Source organism: Streptomyces misionensis (assembly GCF_007896895.1).
Classification (GTDB): Bacteria; Actinomycetota; Actinomycetes; order Streptomycetales; family Streptomycetaceae; genus Streptomyces; species Streptomyces misionensis_A.
This window is the reverse complement of the sequence record NZ_VOGW01000016.1, coordinates 62,272-63,512: the sequence shown is the minus strand read 5'-3', so window position 1 is coordinate 63,512 and position 1,241 is coordinate 62,272. Positions and strand designations below refer to the sequence as shown.

Annotated in this window: 1 protein-coding gene; it reads left to right on the top strand. The window is 80.3% G+C overall.

The window, feature by feature from the left end:
* A partial coding sequence (locus tag FRZ03_RS02715) for an amidohydrolase family protein (RefSeq protein ID WP_261398477.1) occupies window positions 1-1,241 on the top strand: 1,241 nt, incomplete at both ends.

Genomic DNA, 1,241 nt, shown 5'->3' with positions numbered 1-1,241 from the left:
AACCGGTCGGGGTCCTCGGGCCCGTCCGGGTCCTCGGGGCCGGGTGAACCGGACGGCCTGCTGCTGTGCGGGGCGCGGCTCACCGACGGACGGGCCGTGGACGTACGGCTGGGCGGCGGGCGGATCGAGGCCGTGGGCACCGCCGGCAGCCTGGCGTCGGGGCCGGCGCGCGCGGGCGTGCAGCGCGTGGACCTGTCGGGCTACCTGCTGCTGCCCGCCCCGGCGGAGCCGCACGCCCACGGCGACACCGCCCTGTCCGCCGAGCGCCCGGTCCCGGCCTCGTACGCCCCCGAGGACGTCCAGCGCCGGGCCACGGAGTCCGCGCTGCTCCAGCTGGGGCACGGGGCGACGGCCGTGCGGGCGCACGTGCGGGTGGGCGATGTGCAGGGGCTGGGCGCGCTGGGTGCCGTACTGCGGGCGCGGCGGGCGCTGCGCGGGCTCGCGGAGCTGACGACGGTGGCGATGCCGCGGCTGCTGACGGGGGTGGCCGGCGCGGACGGGCTGGCGATGCTGCGGGACGCGGCGAAGATGGGCGCGGCGGTGGTGGGCGGCTGCCCGGACCTGGACCCGGACCCCACGGGGTACGTGGAGGCGGTCCTGGAGGTGGCCTCGGAGCACGGCTGCCCGGTGGACCTGCACACGGACGCCGCCGACCCGGCGCGGCTGTCCCGGCTCGCGGCGATGGCGGGGGGACTGCGCCCGGGCGTGACGATCGGGCCGTGCGCCGGTCTCGCGCACCTTCCCGCCGACGTCGCCTCCCGCGCCGCCGACCAGCTGGCGGCGGCCGGGGTGACGGTGGTGTGCCTGCCCCAGGGCGGCTGCGGGGGCGCCGACCGCCGGGGGACGGCGCCGGTGCGGCTGCTGCGGGCGGCCGGGGTGCGGGTGGCGGCCGGCAGCGGCGCCCTGCGGGACGTTTCGAACCCGGTGGGCCGCGGCGACCCCCTGGAGGCCGCCTACCTCCTGGCCTCCGCCCATGGCCTCGGCCCCGAGGACGCCTACGCCGCGGTGAGCACCTCCGCCCGCGCCGCGCTCGGCCTGCCCCGGGTCAGCGTGGAGGCGGGCTTCCCGGCCGAACTGCTCGCCGTCCGCGGCGAGCACCTGCCCGGCGCCCTCTCCCTCGCCTACAGCCGCATCGTGATCCACCGCGGCCGGGTGGTGGCCCGTACCAGCGCGGTCCGCGAGTACCGCAACTCCGCGCTGCCGGCGGAACCCGGACTGCCCCGGCAGGGGCGGGGCGGGGC